A 15,367-nucleotide genomic window follows, 5' to 3' on the forward strand; every position below is an offset into this window, starting at 1 on the left:
CGCTTGACTTGATGGAATTTGCCTTCATGTAAAACGAGTTCGATCTCGCTTTCATCAAGTGCTTCATCATAAGATAGAATCGTCAGTTCAGCTGGTAAACATACTTCTTTTTGATCGATCGTGAGGCCTTGTTTAAAGGCGACGACATCTTCTGGGGTCATCTGTCCAGAAACCTTGGCATAATAAGCCTTTTCTACATGTTTTTTAGGTGATAATAGTTGATGTGCTAAAGCACCATCGTTGGTCAAGATCAATAGCCCCTCGGTATCTTTATCCAAACGTCCTACTGGAAAAAGATCCTCACGAAACACGTCATCGTCTAACAAATCAACAACGGTCTCGTCAAAATTATCGACTGTTGCCGAGATCACTCCTTGTGGTTTGTGTAAAATATAATAAAACTGATTTTGATAATGAACGAGCTCATCATCAAATAAAATATGATCATTTAACTCATCGACTTGGGTTTTATCTGATTTACAGATTACACCATTGACTTTTACTCGTCCTTTTTTGATGAATTGTTTGACTTCTTTACGACTGCCAAATTCCATATCTGCTAAAAATTTATCTAAACGCATAGTTTCTCCTTTGAATGAAAAAAGCAGACATCAGGTGTCTGCTTTTGGATTATTTGATCCGTAATCGTGCACGCATGCGCGCCATACCTGGTCCAAGCAAGCGATCCGCAATCCGAATCTTTAAAGCAATGTAGATATACGTCAATGCGCCAATTCCGGCAACCAGTAATACTAAGATAAAAGCCGGTAACTTACGATCGATGGCTAAAAATTGGCCGAAAATCAAGCGTGCCAAACCGGCAACCACGATTAACGCCAAAGTCATTACAAAAAACAGACCGATGCGTCGTATTGTTAGGCTAAGATTAAAACGTGTAATCTGATGTAATTTGTATAGATTCAACACACAGGTAACCGCTAAAGCAATCGTTGTTGCCAATAAGGGACCATATGATTCAAACCAATAAATAAAAGGAATCTGAATGACCAGTTTGATTACAAATCCAATGACTAAATAAATGACTGCAGCACGATTTTGATAGATTCCTTGTAGCATACTCGCACTAAGCATAAAGAGTCCTAATACTAAACCTGATAAAGTCGCTTCAATCAATAGATTCGTACCAAATGGATCAGGACCATAAAATATCGTATTTAATGGAAAAGCAAGCAAGACCATACCAAATGTAGCTGGGAACATCACGAAAAAGTACAACTGTAAATTGTTGCTGATCAATTTAGCTAATCCTACTTTATTATTACTTGCATGGTGTTCTGCAATCAAAGGCAATCCGACTGAAGCTAATGCGATCGCTAAACCAATCACCACCATCGTTAATTTGTCAGGATTGGCACTAAATAATGCAAATAAGCCAATTGCTTGATTATGCGTATAATTTGTAAAACTTTCGATCGTTTTAATAAACGTGTACTGATCGACTAATTTAAACAAAGTAATCCCTGAACCCACGATAATAAAAGGGATTGATTCATGAATCGTCGTCAACAGTAATGACTTCGTATCTAAAACGACATCTTCTTCACTGATTTCTGCACGAACATCCATTTTTAATTTTTCAGATTTAAAATAATACAAAAGAACCAATAGACTTGCCACCGCTCCGACAAATGCCGCTAAAGTCGATTGTGTCACAGCTTTGATATAATCGCCACTTCCTAGACGCATAATGATAAACGTAGCCAATAACATATAAAAAACTCGAGCTACTTGTTCGACTAATTGCGAGATTGCGTATGGAGCTAGGTTGTGCATCGCTTGAAAATAGCCACGAATAACACTCATCATCGGGATGATCAATAACGCCAAGCTCAAAGAATGCATCGTGGGGATCAATTCATCGCCGCCACCTGCTGCATGAGCTAAAAATGGGGAAAATAAGTACATGACTGCAGCACCGAATCCACCAAAAACTGCCATTAGTTGCAACGCACGGATGAACAATTTTTTACTCGTTCGGTATTCTTGACGTGAATTATGATAGGCGATTTGCTTCGCGATCGCAGCTGGAATACCTGCAGTAGAAATCATAATGAACAAGGCATAAACATTATACCCCATTCCAAATAAAGCATTCGCTTCTTTACCATAAGCACCCATCCAAAAATACCAAGGCAAAATATACAATGCGCCTAATAAGCGTGAACCAATATTACCAAATGTCATCCAAGCTGATCCACGTGCCATTTGCTCCTCATTGCTCAATGGAGTTTCTTGGATTTTTTCATATTTTTCCATGTTCACTTCTCCAATTTCTTTTTACATTACCTTCTATTTTAATGCGAAAATGCTCAAGCCGCAATCAATTTTTCTAAAGGTTAATCGCTCTTAAGAAATCTGCCCTTTTGCTTCCTAGTCTTTCGGTGTATGATAAACTACATATACTAAATAAAGGAGTGCAACTCGATGTATCAATTAGACTTAGAGACGATTCAAACTATCTTACAGCAACATGATCTTTTAAAAGAAATCATCGTCGATAAAAATTGGCACTTTACATTACCAATCGAACAAAAAAATCAAACATTTACCAAACTATCCTATGATTCTAGACAAGTAGATAACCAAACCTTATTTTTTTGTAAAGGTGCAGGATTTAAAGAAGAATTTCTCGCTCAGGCTATGACAAACGGATTGACGACTTATATCGCACAATCTCCTTATGAAGTCCAAGCGCTGGGGTTTATCGTAACGGATATTCGTAAAGCGATGGCTCTACTCGCACAAGAATTTTACCAACATCCTGAAAAAAAATTAACCAAAATCGGGATTACCGGTACTAAGGGCAAAACAACCGCGGCTTATTTTTTAAAAGACAGCTTAGCTAAAGCGACGAATAATAAAGTAGCTCTGTTTTCTTCTGAAGAAACTTGTTTAGATGGTCATACCTACACTCGTTCACATCTAACGACTCCAGAAGCTTTGGAACTATATGCACAGATGGCGCAAGCTGTTGAAAATCAAGTCACACATTTAGTCATGGAAGTCTCTTCTCAAGCATATAAAACAAAACGGGTCTACAATTTGACCTTTGAAATCGGGGTCTTTTTAAATATCGGAACAGATCACATCAGTCCAGTCGAACATCCAACATTTGATGATTATCTCTACTGCAAACGTCAATTGATCCAAAATAGTCAAAAAATGATTTTGAATCAAGATATGGATTATTTTAATTTGCTAGCCGATACATCAACGCATTACCATGTACCTTATGTTACATTTGGTCGTACCCAGACGGCGATGGTTCAAATCACGGATCATAAAGATACTAGAAATTTTGATCTACAAGCCAATGAGTTAGACCTGACTAAGTTAGAAGGAAGCTATCACTTAGGGATTTTAGGAACATTTAATCACGATAATGCTGTCGCTGCACTTCTTGTGTTGCAATTACTTGATTTTAATCCTGAGATCGCACAACAGACACTACCAAAAACGGTGATCCCTGGTCGAATGCATGTGATCGAACGACCTGAACAACCACTTGTTTTAGTTGATTTCGCTCACAATTACTTGAGTATCCATGCCATCGGTGAACTGGCTCATCAATTACGTCCAAACGGTCGCGTTCTTATCTTGACTGGTAGTACCGGTGGGAAAGCCTTAGGACGTCGATCAGACATCGCCAAAGCACTTTCTGAAGTTGCCGATGAAGCAATGTTAACTAGTGATGATCCTGATTTTGAGGATCCATTTGCGATCGCTACAGAAATCAAAAAACAAATCACTAGTGATATTCCCGTTACGATCGAAATCGACCGTCAAAAAGCGATCGAAACATTACTGGAAAAAGCTACAGTACACGACATCGTAGCGATTTGTGGGAAAGGTACTGAACAGTCGATGAAGATCAATGGTCGCGGTGAACCTTATGCTGGCGATATTGCGATTGCTACAGCTTTCTTAAATGTAAATTAATCGTTTTCTCACAAGCACTTTCTTTTGCTTATTGTTTGGAATCGATTATAGTTAAAGAGTACTAAAATTAAAGGAGTGTTGGATATATGAGTAAAAAAATGGGCGTTTCAACAGTAATCAACGAAGGCGGACGCGAAGGCGTTAGTAAATCATTAAATGGTGATTTTGAAGTTAAAACAACAGGTACTAATAAAGCAGGCTACACAAACCCTGAAGAATTATTTGCAGCAGGGATCGCGGCTTGTTTCAACGGTGCAATGGTATTTCCTTTAGAACGTGATGGCTTAGGCGATCGCAACCGCAGCGTGCGTGCTGAAGTAACGTTATTAGGTGATCTACCTGACTTCACGACTTTACATTTAGCAGTTAAATTAATTGGTAAAATCGATGGTCTTTCAAAAGAAGATACTGAAAAATACATGAAAGAAACAGATAGCATCTGCCCTTATTCTAAAGCGATCAGCGGTAACGTTGAGGTAACTTACGAAGCTGAAGACGGAACAGAAGCATAATACATTCTAAAAAAGCGCACCAGAAAGGATACTTCCCTTCTGGTGCGCTTTTTCGTGTTAATTTGCGACGATATTAACCAATTTATTCGGTACAACGATCACTTTACGGATCGTTTTATCCGCGATTTGTTCTGCGATCGCTTCGTGAGTTTTCGCTAATTCTTCTAATGTTTCTTTTGATTCATTCAATGCAACATTGACTTTAGCACGCACTTTTCCATTCACCTGTAAAACGATTTCGACTTCATCTTCGACTAATTCTTTTTCGTCATACGTTGGCCATTGCACATAAGAGATTCCTTCTTTGTTGCCTAGGATCTCCCATAATTCTTCTGCCATGTGTGGTGCGATCGGTGCTAATAATTGTACAAAACCTTCGATGTATTCATAGCATAACGCATCTGTTTTATACGCTTCATTGATAAAGACCATCAATTGAGAAATCGCAGTGTTGAAACGCAAATGCTCATAGTCTTCTGTGACTTTTTTCACCGTTTGATGGTAGACTTTCGTTAATTTTCCATCGTTGAAGGTTGTGATGCGATCACGTAGTTTACCCTCTTCATCGACGATCAAGCGCCACACTCGATCTAAGAATTTACGGCTTCCTTCTAGTCCATTTTCACTCCAAGCGATCGAAGCATCTAAAGGTCCCATAAACATTTCATACATACGCAGTGTATCGGCACCATAACGTTTTACTACGTCATCAGGATTGACCACATTTCCACGAGATTTCGACATCTTCTCATTATTTTCACCTAAGATCATTCCTTGGTTATATAATTTTTGGAATGGCTCTTTGGTTGGAACTGCTCCGATATCGTATAAGAATTTATGCCAGAAACGGGCATACAGTAAATGCAGTACCGCATGTTCTGCTCCACCAATATAAATATCGACTGGCAACCAACGTTCTAATTTTTTATAATCCGCTAATGCTGTTTTATTATGTGGATCGATATAACGTAGGAAGTACCAAGAACTTCCAGCCCATTGTGGCATCGTATTGGTTTCACGACGACCTTTTTTACCAGTTTTAGGATCGACTACATTGACCCATTCTGTGATATTTGCTAATGGTGACTCCCCTGTTCCACTTGGACGGATATCTTTAGTTACAGGAAGACGTAATGGTAATTCTTCTTCTGGTAACGTAGTCGTCGTGCCATCTTCCCAATGGATCACTGGAATTGGTTCACCCCAATAACGTTGACGAGAGAATAACCAGTCACGCAAACGATAACTTGTTTCTTTTTTCCCGATGCCTTTTTCTTCCAACCAGTCAATGATGGCAGCAATCGCTTCTTCTTTGTTTTTTCCATCTAAAAACTCAGAATTGATATGGGTACCATCTTCTGTAAAGGCTTCTTTTGTGACATCGCCACCTTCTAAAACGGGAATGATCTCTAGATCGAAGGTTTTGGCAAATTCATAGTCACGTTCATCATGTGCTGGAACGGCCATGATCGCACCAGTTCCATAACTAGCTAAAACATAATCCGCGATCCAGATCGGGATTTTCTTTTGATTTACCGGATTGATAGCATATGCACCCGTGAAAACACCTGTTTTTTCTTTTGCTAAATCGGTACGATTTAGATCTGATTTTTTCGATGCTTCTTCGATATACGCTTCGACTGCTTCACGTTGTTCTGGTGTCGTGATTTCTTTGACTAGATCAAGTTCTGGAGCCAATACTGCGTACGTTGCACCAAATAAAGTATCTGGACGTGTCGTAAAGACAGTAAACTCTTTATCCGTTTGATCCACCGCAAATGTCACGTTCGCACCGATCGAACGACCAATCCAGTTACGTTGCATTTCTTTGATACTTTCTGGCCAGTCGACATCTTCTAGATCATCTAATAAACGATCGGCATACGCTGTGATTCTTAACATCCATTGACGCATTGGTTTACGCACGACATCATACCCACCGCGCTCACTTTTACCATCGATGACTTCTTCATTGGCAATCACCGTTCCTAATTCAGGTACCCAGTTTACAGCCACTTCTGCTTCATACGCCAACCCTTTTTCGTATAATTTTGTAAAGATCCATTGTGTCCATTTGTAATACTCAGGATCCGTTGTATTGATCTCACGATTCCAATCATAACTAAATCCTAATGAGTTGATTTGACGACGGAAGGTCTCAATATTTTTTTTGGTAAATTCAGCTGGATCATTTCCTGTATCTAGCGCATATTGTTCCGCTGGTAAACCAAATGCATCCCATCCCATTGGATGTAATACATTGTATCCTTGGCTACGTTTGAAACGTGCCAAAATATCAGTTGCCGTGTACCCTTCTGGATGGCCTACGTGTAGTCCTTGACCAGATGGATAAGGAAACATGTCTAAGGCATAAAATTTAGGCTTTTCAGGATTATCTTGGGTATTGAATGTGTGGTTTTTTGCCCAATATTTTTGCCATTTTTTTTCGATTTGCTCGTGATTAAAACTCACTATGGTTCACTCCTTCAAATTTTTTCATAAAAAAAACCCTATAAAAAGCCTAAACTTTTTATAGGGCGTCTCTTCTTGTTTACGCGGTACCACCTATGTTCTTTTTTAGCAATCTGCCAAAAAACTCGTAGCGATAACGGAACTACCGGAATTTCTTACTTGGTTTCAGAAATCACACACTCCTAGGCGAGTTCAAATCTTGCAGTACACATTTTCACCACCCATGTGCTCTCTAAGACAAGTCATCGATTCTACTATTCCTATTCTTCGTGTTGTATTCGATTATGCTTTCAGTCTATCAAATGTTATCTGAAAATTCAACGGTTTTACTTGAGTTTCAACACTTGACCAATAAAAATCGTATCAGAAGTCAATTGATTCATCTGCTTCAACGTTTGTAATGAAAGATTGTTGCGCTGTGCAATCGTCCATAAGTTATCACCACTGACCACTTTATACGTTTGACTCGACGTCGTAGTATTTGATGTTGTCGTGTTTTGCGTCGTTTGATCGCTAGACGCTCTGACCGTCAATTTTTGCCCTACTAAGATCAAGTCTGAGCTTAGGTTATTCCATGTTTTAAGTTGTGCGACACTGACACCAAATTGATTGGCGATCTTGCTTAAATAATCACCACTGACCACGGTATAGCTGCTTGCTGTTTGGTTTGGTGTCGCAGTACTTGTTGGTTGGCTTGATGTTGTCGTGTTTTGCGTCGTTTGATTACCAGACGCTTTGACCGCCAATTTTTGTCCTACTAAGATCAAGTCCGAGCTTAAGTTATTCCATGTTTTAAGTTGTCCGACACTGACGCCAAATTGATTGGCGATCTTGCTTAAATAATCACCACTGATAACGGTATAGCTGCTTGCTGTTTGGTTTGGTGTCGTGGTACTTGTTGGTTGGCTTGATGTTGTCGTGTTTTGCATCGTTTGATCGCTAGACGCCTTGACCGTCAATTTTTGCCCCACTAAAATCAAGTCTGAGCTTAAGTTATTCCATGTTTTAAGTTGTGCGACACTAATTCCAAAACGAGCTGCGATCTTACTTAAGTAATCACCACTTATAACGGTATACGTATCTGTATTCGTTACAGAAGGTACACTAGGTGTTTGGCTTGATGCTGTACCTTGGTTTGTCGGTGCTGTAACAGCTAATTTTTGCCCTACTAAGATCAAATCTGAGCTTAAATTATTCCACGTTTTAAGCTGTGCGACACTAATGCCAAATTGATTCGCGATCTTACTTAGATAATCACCACTTACAACCGTGTACGTACTCGGTGTTTGGCTTGGTGCTTGAGGAGTTGGTTCATAATCAACAGGCGTCGTTTGCCCAGTGCTATCATATTGTGTTAACTGATAAGTTTCAATAATCTGATTTAACGCTTGTGCATAATGCGGTGCTGTAGCATATCTTCCAGTCAGCCATGCCGTCGCATCGCGATAAGATGTTGTGTTACTCTTGAATGCTCCAGCGTAATAATAGGTTCCTGGACTAAAAGAAACACCTCTCAAAGTAGCCGCGTTATCTAAAAACGATTCGCGGTAAGAAGGATATCGTTTGAATGGTTCTTTTTTTGTGATCCATTGGTTATTTAGATATTCTTGTGTGTTCATATAGACCGTTTGACCATTGTAGCTTCCTTTGATCCCAAATAAATTATAATTTGGAGATTGCGCTAAGGCACTTTGTCCCCAGTTACTTTCAACGATTGCTTGTGCCATCATGACAGAAGTATATAGATCATTAGATTCAGCAATCGGTCTCGCATATTGTGCGATTTGTGCAATAAACTGTGCTTGTGACAAGCCAGTTGTCCCAATACTAGTCGCTTGGACCGTCTGTTTGTGTGTGAGTTGAATCGCTGCGGCAGATGCGGTCACAAATGTACTGGCAAAAATTAATTGTTTTCTTAAACGCTTTCGTGTAAGCTGACGTTTTTTATCTGCCTTCACGATTCGGCGTGTCATTTCTTTCATCCCCTAGCCCCCTTCTTCTTACGCTAAGTATAACGATGATTCCTCATTAAATCATGCTAAATTACCATTTGTCATCAAGTTGTCACATGCTCAGAAATTTATATTTTATTTAACTCTGTCGTCTAAAGACAGCGAATAATTCATCTTATGCTATAATTTAGCAGAATTTAGTTTTTGAAAGGAGCCTTTATGAAAATCAAATCATTAACCAATATGCAATGGATCGGCTGCATCACATTGGTCCTATTTTTAGGATTAGCTAGCATCGTTAAATTTCAACTCGGCTTACTGCACCCTTTTGATCAAGCCATCACGAATTTCATCCGTAGTGATTATCCTAATTTCAATCAATTTTTTGTAACCATTACAAAATTTGGTGATCCACTAACGATCGGGATACTCTCTTTACTTATTTTTCTTTTTTTCTATTTAAAAAAATTCAAGCGAGCTGCTCTTTGGTTTGCAATTGGTGTCATCGGCATCTCGACGATTGGAAACTCTCTATTGAAACTGATTTTCATGCGCGAACGTCCTACGTTAGAACACTTAGTAACCGAACACACCTATAGCTTCCCAAGTGGTCATTCTACTGGAAGTATGGTCATCTATGGTACATTGATTTTACTACTTCCTCTACTCATCAAACAAAAATGGCTACGATGGACCTTGCAAAGCTTACTTGCACTATTGATACTAGGTATTGGCATCAGTCGGATCTATGCTGGTGTACACTATCCAAGTGATGTATTAGGTGGGTATTTATTTGGGATCAGCTGGTTGTTGCTTTCTTATCCCGTCTATCGCAAAGGAGAACGACATGTTAGATACTAAAACAAAACGTTACCATACTTGGAATCATGCCCTACGTGAAGAATTTGGTGGCAAAGTATTTAAAGTACCGATCGATGGTGGATTTGATTGCCCTAATCGTGATGGTACGGTCGCTCATGGTGGCTGTACTTTTTGTAGTGTTTCTGGTTCTGGTGATATGATCGTCGCCCCAACAGATCCCTTACCGATCCAGTTTCAAAAAGAAATCGATCAGATGCATCAAAAATGGCCGGAAGTCACGCAATATATCGTCTACTTCCAAAACTTTACAAATACGCATGCTCCTCTTGCTGTCATCAAAGAACGGTTTGAACAAGTCATTCATTTACCTGGTGTGGTCGGTCTTTCGATTGGTACTCGGCCAGACTGTTTACCAGATGATGTTGTCGACTATTTAGCTGAATTAAACCAAACACTTTATCTTTGGGTCGAATTAGGACTACAAACGACTTTTGAGACTACGAGTCATGCGATCAATCGCGCACATACTTATGATACCTATTTAGAAGGTGTTGCTAAATTGCGAAACCATAATATCAACGTGTGTACCCATCTAATCAACGGCTTACCTGGTGAAACAGATGAGATGATGATCGAAAATGTACGACGTACGATCTTGGATTCTGATATCCAAGGAATCAAATTGCATCTACTACACCTGATGCGCAATACCCGTATGTTGCGCGATTATCATGAAGGACGCTTGCAACTTTTGTCCAAAGAAAGATACGTAAACTTGATTTGTGATCAATTGGAACTTATTCCAAACGATATCATCATCCATCGTTTGACTGGTGATGCTCCATGGGATACGCTCGTGGGTCCAATGTGGAGTAGAAAAAAGTGGGAAGTTTTAAATGCTATCGATGCTGAATTGTTACGTAGAGAGAGCTATCAAGGGAAATTTGCCCTACGTGAATCGAGGAGGAATTTATGTTAGAAAGTGCACTTCACTACAGCCATCAACTACTAGGAGAAGTCATCGCCCCTAATGACATTGTAGTCGATGCTACGATGGGAAATGGTCATGATACCCTTTATCTAGCCCAACAAGTCCCACAAGGTCTCGTACATAGCTTTGATGTTCAAGCACAAGCATTGGCTGAGACAAGAACACTACTAGCAAAACATTCATTGACTGCTAAAATCAACTTACACCAAATCGGTCATGAAGCGCTTGGTACGGTAATTGCACACAAAACACCAATCAAAGCGGCCGTATTTAATTTAGGCTATCTGCCAAAAAGTGATAAGCAAATCATTACAAAGGCAAATACTACACTTAAAGCCTTAGAAGAACTCACTGATCGTCTAGCACTCGGTGGTCGCATCGTGATTGTTGCTTATTATGGTCATCAAGGAGGCGCAGCCGAATTAACTGCCGTCACCGATTTTTGTCAACGATTAGATCAACACAACTACCAAGTGTTGCAATATCAGTTTATTAACCAAAAAAATCACCCTCCGATTTTATTTTGCATCGAAAAACGACATTAAAAAACACGGTCCTCATGTACTAGCCTTTAGAAATTAGCTTGTTGATCTAACTTCTAAACGCCACTACATTATTGGATCGTGTTTTTTATAGCGGTAACCAAGCTAAAACTCGTTGAATCCATTTGTCCCAAAATTCCCAATCATGCGCTCCTGGACCTTCTTCGTAGACAACATTTAGTCCTTGTGCTTGCATCACACTTACTGCATACTGATTTGCTTGATATAATGGATCTTCGGTTCCTACGCAGACAAAAAAATCAGGTGCTTGTTTAGCATCGACTTGTTTGATCAGATGGATTGGATCATTTTTAGAATCTCGCACTTGATTTAACGGTCCAAAAATCCCTTCCCAGTAAGCTCTTTTTGGGATTTCTTCGAACTGTTCCATCATCTCGACTAAGGCGATGGCTCCGGATAAAGAAGCGATGGCTTGAAACCGTTCTGGATAGCATAGTCCCAATTTCAATGCCCCATATCCTCCCATCGATAAACCTGCAGCAAACGTTTTTTCACGTTTAACAGTCAATTGCGGAAATAGTTCATGACAAATTTCTGGTAATTCTTCTGCAATAAAAGTCCAATAGTCCATGCCATAAGTGGTATTGGTGTACCATGCTAAATCAGTCGATGGCATAATTACTGCAATCCCTAAATCATTAACGTAGCGTTCGATTGACGTTCGACGTTGCCAAACGCTATGATTTCCATGCATTCCGTGAAGTAAATAAAGTACCGGCACATCTGAATGTTGACCTACAGTATTCGTGCCAAAGGTTTTTTTAGTCTGTTGTGGCAAGATGATATCGACCATAACTTCCATCTCTAAAACATTTGAATAAATATTGGCTTGTAATAAGGCCATTTAGTCACCTACTTTTTTGTTATTAGAGCTTGAGTATACTCTTTTTTCTTGTGTAATGTCAGTACAAAAACTCCAGCTAAAATAATTAACCCAAGCGACACACCATAAACGATATGCAATCCGTTATACAACACACCGCGCAATTGCTCTCTTAAAGCATCTGGTAGTAACGTGGCCGTCGCAGGATCAACCAATTGATTCATCGCATCTTTAGGAACTGAAGCATCTAAAGCCAATTCTTTATTTGTCGTATAGTTAAATAAGATACCTAAAATAGCGATCATCACGGTCTGGCCTAAGGTTCTGACTAAAGTATTAAAAGATGTAGCCACTCCCATTTGATTTGATCCAACACTGTTTTGTGCACTTACGGTCGTCAATACGATCGTTGCTCCCATCCCAGCTCCAATAATTCCTAAATAAATAAAGAAAAAGAAGAAAGGTGTTTGGCTAGGTGTTAAAAATAAACACAAACCACCTAAAAGAGTAATTCCTAAACTCATAAATAAATTTCGCTTCAATGAATACTGCCCCATCCAATGACCCGCTTTTGATGAGCCTAGAATCCATAAAATCGATTGTGGTGCCAATACTAAGCCACCGATCGCCGCACTCATTCCTAAAACACCTTGCATCCACATTGGGATATACACTTCTACAGCCATCAAAAAGCCACTTACAAGTGCTGCAACGATATTCACGATCACAAATGATTGATTTTTAAACAATTCCAAAGAAATCACAGGATCTTCTGCACGTTTTTCAACCATCGTAAACACGATTAAACAACCAATACTGATTGCCCATAGTAAGAGTACCTTAATTGATAAGCCCTCATCACCTAGATACTGTACACCAATCAAGAAGGCAAACAAGGTTCCCATCAATAATAAACTGCCCCATACATCCATTTTAGCGGCTTTGCGATCATATTTTTCTTCGTGGAAAAAGACCAGAATCATCCATAATAAAATCAAGCCGATTGGAACATTGATAAAAAAGATCCAATGCCAACTTAACAAATCAACAATAAATCCACCTGCCAAAGGTCCAACAACACTGGCAACGCCCCAAGCAGTACTTGTAAATCCCATAATTTTTGCACGTTTTTCTGCAGAATAAAGATCGGCCACGATAGTAAACGCGACTGGCATCATTGCGCCAGCACCGATTCCTTGTACTGCTCGAGAAATAATCAAACTAAACATCGAAAAAGAAAAGCCACACATCGCAGATCCTAAAATAAAAATAGCCGTCCCTAATAAAAAGATCGGTTTTCGTCCGATTTTATCCGCTAATTTCCCATAAATTGGTGTAAACATTGCATTTGTCAATAAATAGATTGAAAAGACCCAATTCATAATACTGATTCCTTTTAAAGAACCGACAATCGTTGGCATTGCTGTCGTGACGATTGTTCCTTCAATTGCAGTCATAAATGTTGCAATAAACACAGCGGCCGTCACCGCTTTAATATTTGTTTTTTTCATCTTCGCCTCCTAAATTTTTGCATACAAAAAGACTTCGGATGACTAGTATCATCCGAAGTCGCCTCTTTACTCCTTCACACTTGCCAATAAAGCATCTACTTTATCTGTCTTCTCCCAAGGCAAGTCGATATCTGTACGACCAAAATGTCCATACGCCGCAGTTTGTTTATAAATTGGACGACGTAAATCTAGCATTTCAATAATCCCAGCAGGTCGTAAATCGAAATTCTTGCGGACTGCTTCAATCAATTTTTCGTTCGATACTGTTCCAGTACCAAATGTGTTGATCGAAATTGAAACAGGTTGAGCTACACCAATCGCATAAGCTAATTGCACTTCTGCTTTTGTTGCAAGTTTTGCCGCTACAATATTTTTGGCAATATATCGTGCAGCATAGCTTGCAGAACGGTCTACTTTAGTCGCATCTTTTCCAGAAAATGCTCCACCACCGTGACGTGCATAACCACCATAAGTATCCACAATAATTTTACGTCCAGTTAAACCAGCGTCTCCTTGAGGGCCACCGACAACGAAACGTCCTGTTGGATTGATAAAATATTTGGTTTCTTCATCAAGTAATTCCGCAGGCACAACTGCTTTAATGACCTTTTCGATCATATCTTGACGGATTGTATCATTTGATACATCTTCGTCGTGCTGTGTGCTAATAACGATCGTATCTACACGTAAAGGTTGATCTTCCTCGTCGTATTCAACGGTTACTTGTGATTTAGCATCTGGACGTAAATATTTGATTTCGCCAGATTTGCGTAATTCTGCCAAACGTCTCACTAAACGATGACTTAATGAAATTGGTAATGGCATCAATTCCGGTGTTTCATCGATGGCAAAACCAAACATTAATCCTTGGTCTCCAGCACCGATTTCTTCAACTTCTTTTTTCTCATCTGAGCGGATTTCAAGTGCTTCATCGACACCTTGTGCGATATCAGCTGATTGCTCATCTAGCGCTACTAATACAGCAGCAGTATCGCCATCAAATCCATATTTTGCACGTGTATAGCCGATCTCTTTAACCGTTTCACGTACCACTTTTTGAATATCCACGTAAGCTTTTGTAGAGATTTCACCAAAGACCAGTACAAGTCCAGTAGTTACAGACGTTTCACAAGCTACACGCGCCTCAGGATCTTTCTCTAAAATTGCATCCAAGATCGCATCGCTGATTTGGTCAGCAATTTTATCTGGATGTCCTTCTGATACAGATTCTGATGTAAATAAATGTTTTTCCTTCAAAATAATTCCCCCTAGTTTAAGTATCGGTTACAAGGCATCTTCGCTTTTTATAAGTTTATATGCGAATCCTTTCGGGAACTTGCAACGAATTGATTATATCACTTTTCCAAGAAAATTACTTAAATTATTTTTTATTTCAGTAAATACAAAAAAAGCATTCAATCATTTGATTGAATGCTTAATGATCCGTACGGGAATCGAACCCGTGTTACCGCCGTGAAAGGGCGGTGTCTTAACCGCTTGACCAACGGACCATATTAACGGAGAAGGAGGGATTTGAACCCTCGCGCCAGTTTCCCGACCTATACCCTTAGCAGGGGCACCTCTTCAGCCACTTGAGTACTTCCCCAAAACCAAAATGGTTTTATTATAAAACTAGTGGGCCTAAATGGACTCGAACCATCGACCTCACGCTTATCAGGCGTGCGCTCTAACCAGCTGAGCTATAGGCCCATAAAAACTAAAAGCGGGTGACGAGAATCGAACTCGCGATAACAGCTTGGA

At 39.6% G+C, this 15,367-nt stretch carries 12 protein-coding genes, 3 tRNA genes, 1 riboswitch and 1 other annotated feature; of the genes, 5 read left to right on the plus strand and 10 right to left on the minus strand.

Going from position 1 to position 15,367, the window contains the following annotated elements; genetic code table 11:
- Together QZ413_RS00715 and QZ413_RS00720 are read right to left on the minus strand one after the other, a co-directional pair.
- Positions 1–581 (minus strand): pseudouridine synthase (locus QZ413_RS00715; protein ID WP_297074577.1); only part of this gene is annotated, 581 nt, incomplete at its 3' end.
- A gap of 49 nt (positions 582–630) precedes the next feature.
- Positions 631–2,277 carry a polysaccharide biosynthesis protein gene (locus QZ413_RS00720; RefSeq protein ID WP_297074578.1) on the minus strand — a complete coding sequence of 549 codons (1,647 nt, stop codon included), beginning with the start codon at positions 2,275–2,277 and terminating at the stop codon, positions 631–633.
- Between the two features lie 168 nt (positions 2,278–2,445).
- Here QZ413_RS00720 and murE point away from each other — a divergent pair, with 168 nt between their 5' ends.
- Both murE and QZ413_RS00730 read left to right on the plus strand, forming a co-directional pair.
- Entirely contained in the window at positions 2,446–3,960 is a 1,515-nt protein-coding gene (gene murE / locus QZ413_RS00725; protein ID WP_297074580.1) for a UDP-N-acetylmuramyl-tripeptide synthetase, read from the plus strand.
- An 86-nt stretch (positions 3,961–4,046) separates the two neighbouring features.
- Complete coding sequence (locus tag QZ413_RS00730) at positions 4,047–4,472, plus strand: Ohr family peroxiredoxin (protein WP_016185215.1); 426 nt, start codon at positions 4,047–4,049, stop codon at positions 4,470–4,472.
- A gap of 57 nt (positions 4,473–4,529) precedes the next feature.
- Here the strand turns inward: QZ413_RS00730 and leuS are convergent, their stop codons facing one another.
- Both leuS and QZ413_RS00740 read right to left on the minus strand, forming a co-directional pair.
- Entirely contained in the window at positions 4,530–6,944 is a 2,415-nt protein-coding gene (gene leuS / locus QZ413_RS00735; RefSeq protein WP_297074581.1) for a leucine--tRNA ligase, read from the minus strand.
- 58 nt (positions 6,945–7,002) lie between these two features.
- Positions 7,003–7,221: a binding site (T-box leader), on the minus strand.
- Positions 7,222–7,270: 49 nt separating this feature from the next.
- Positions 7,271–8,926: a LysM peptidoglycan-binding domain-containing protein gene (locus tag QZ413_RS00740; RefSeq protein ID WP_297074582.1), complete on the minus strand. Its 1,656-nt coding sequence runs from the start codon at positions 8,924–8,926 to the stop codon at positions 7,271–7,273.
- A 189-nt stretch (positions 8,927–9,115) separates the two neighbouring features.
- Between QZ413_RS00740 and QZ413_RS00745 the strand changes: the two genes are divergently transcribed.
- The 3 genes from QZ413_RS00745 to QZ413_RS00755 are packed head-to-tail and all read left to right on the plus strand — an operon-like array spanning position 9,116 to position 11,254.
- The gene (locus QZ413_RS00745) at positions 9,116–9,757 is read left to right on the plus strand and encodes a phosphatase PAP2 family protein (RefSeq protein ID WP_297074584.1); all 642 of its coding nucleotides are present in this window, start codon (positions 9,116–9,118) and stop codon (positions 9,755–9,757) included.
- Entirely contained in the window at positions 9,744–10,697 is a 954-nt protein-coding gene (locus QZ413_RS00750) for a TIGR01212 family radical SAM protein (protein WP_297074585.1), read from the plus strand. Before QZ413_RS00745 ends, QZ413_RS00750 begins: the two co-directional genes overlap by 14 nt.
- Positions 10,691–11,254: a class I SAM-dependent methyltransferase gene (locus QZ413_RS00755; protein WP_297074586.1), complete on the plus strand. Its 564-nt coding sequence runs from the start codon at positions 10,691–10,693 to the stop codon at positions 11,252–11,254. Before QZ413_RS00750 ends, QZ413_RS00755 begins: the two co-directional genes overlap by 7 nt.
- 85 nt (positions 11,255–11,339) lie before the next feature.
- Here the strand turns inward: QZ413_RS00755 and QZ413_RS00760 are convergent, their stop codons facing one another.
- The 6 genes from QZ413_RS00760 to QZ413_RS00785 form a co-directional block, all read right to left on the minus strand.
- The gene (locus QZ413_RS00760) at positions 11,340–12,116 is read right to left on the minus strand and encodes an alpha/beta hydrolase family protein (protein WP_297074587.1); all 777 of its coding nucleotides are present in this window, start codon (positions 12,114–12,116) and stop codon (positions 11,340–11,342) included.
- 8 nt (positions 12,117–12,124) lie between these two features.
- Complete coding sequence (locus tag QZ413_RS00765) at positions 12,125–13,606, minus strand: MDR family MFS transporter (protein WP_297074588.1); 1,482 nt, start codon at positions 13,604–13,606, stop codon at positions 12,125–12,127.
- 66 nt (positions 13,607–13,672) lie between these two features.
- Positions 13,673–14,863, minus strand: a complete 1,191-nt coding sequence (metK, locus tag QZ413_RS00770; RefSeq protein WP_297074590.1) for a methionine adenosyltransferase — start codon at positions 14,861–14,863, stop codon at positions 13,673–13,675.
- A riboswitch (SMK box riboswitch) is annotated at positions 14,861–14,953 on the minus strand. (Overlaps the previous gene by 3 nt.)
- A gap of 92 nt (positions 14,954–15,045) precedes the next feature.
- A tRNA-Glu gene (locus QZ413_RS00775) sits at positions 15,046–15,117 on the minus strand.
- 7 nt (positions 15,118–15,124) lie between these two features.
- Positions 15,125–15,212: transfer RNA gene (locus QZ413_RS00780), tRNA-Ser, on the minus strand.
- 30 nt (positions 15,213–15,242) lie between these two features.
- A tRNA-Ile gene (locus tag QZ413_RS00785) sits at positions 15,243–15,316 on the minus strand.
- Positions 15,317–15,367 lie beyond the last annotated feature (51 nt).

Source organism: uncultured Enterococcus sp., from assembly GCF_913775425.1.
Classification (GTDB): domain Bacteria; phylum Bacillota; class Bacilli; order Lactobacillales; family Enterococcaceae; genus Enterococcus_G.

What these genes read in the sequence shown, in the direction of transcription:
- QZ413_RS00745 (WP_297074584.1), top strand. Translation starts at nt 9,116, where the DNA reads ATGAAAATCAAATCATTAACCAATATGCAATGGATCGGCTGCATCACA.
- murE (WP_297074580.1), top strand. Translation starts at nt 2,446, where the DNA reads ATGTATCAATTAGACTTAGAGACGATTCAAACTATCTTACAGCAACAT.
- QZ413_RS00765 (WP_297074588.1), bottom strand. Translation starts at nt 13,606, where the DNA reads ATGAAAAAAACAAATATTAAAGCGGTGACGGCCGCTGTGTTTATTGCA.
- QZ413_RS00750 (WP_297074585.1), top strand. Translation starts at nt 9,744, where the DNA reads ATGTTAGATACTAAAACAAAACGTTACCATACTTGGAATCATGCCCTA.
- QZ413_RS00730 (WP_016185215.1), top strand. Translation starts at nt 4,047, where the DNA reads ATGAGTAAAAAAATGGGCGTTTCAACAGTAATCAACGAAGGCGGACGC.
- QZ413_RS00740 (WP_297074582.1), bottom strand. Translation starts at nt 8,926, where the DNA reads ATGAAAGAAATGACACGCCGAATCGTGAAGGCAGATAAAAAACGTCAG.
- QZ413_RS00760 (WP_297074587.1), bottom strand. Translation starts at nt 12,116, where the DNA reads ATGGCCTTATTACAAGCCAATATTTATTCAAATGTTTTAGAGATGGAA.
- QZ413_RS00720 (WP_297074578.1), bottom strand. Translation starts at nt 2,277, where the DNA reads ATGGAAAAATATGAAAAAATCCAAGAAACTCCATTGAGCAATGAGGAG.
- QZ413_RS00755 (WP_297074586.1), top strand. Translation starts at nt 10,691, where the DNA reads ATGTTAGAAAGTGCACTTCACTACAGCCATCAACTACTAGGAGAAGTC.